Source organism: Paenibacillus vini, assembly GCF_018403325.1.
GTDB classification, from domain to species: Bacteria; Bacillota; Bacilli; order Paenibacillales; family Paenibacillaceae; genus Fontibacillus; species Fontibacillus vini.
Genome location: NZ_BOSL01000087.1, coordinates 1 through 253, shown reverse-complemented (window position 1 = coordinate 253; position 253 = coordinate 1). Strand labels below are relative to the sequence as shown.

The 253-nt window shown below is 45.5% G+C and carries 1 rRNA gene; it reads left to right on the top strand.

The window, feature by feature from the left end:
* Positions 1 to 88 (top strand): 16S ribosomal RNA (locus tag KJS57_RS26285); the annotation flags it as partial.
* Between the last annotated feature and the right edge of the window lie 165 nt (positions 89 to 253).

Sequence of the window (253 nt, the reverse complement as noted above, 5' to 3'; positions counted from 1 at the left end):
GAGCCAGCCGCCGAAGGTGGGGTAGATGATTGGGGTGAAGTCGTAACAAGGTAGCCGTATCGGAAGGTGCGGCTGGATCACCTCCTTTCTATGGAGAATCGTTCTCTGCAACGAGAACATTCAAATAAAATCAGGTTTAGGCCTGTTACTCACTCGTTGGTCAGTTTTGAGAGTTCAACTCTCAAAATGACTGGTAACACAGTCACTTGATCCTTGAAAACTGGATAACGAAACGAAGAATTTGCGAATTAGA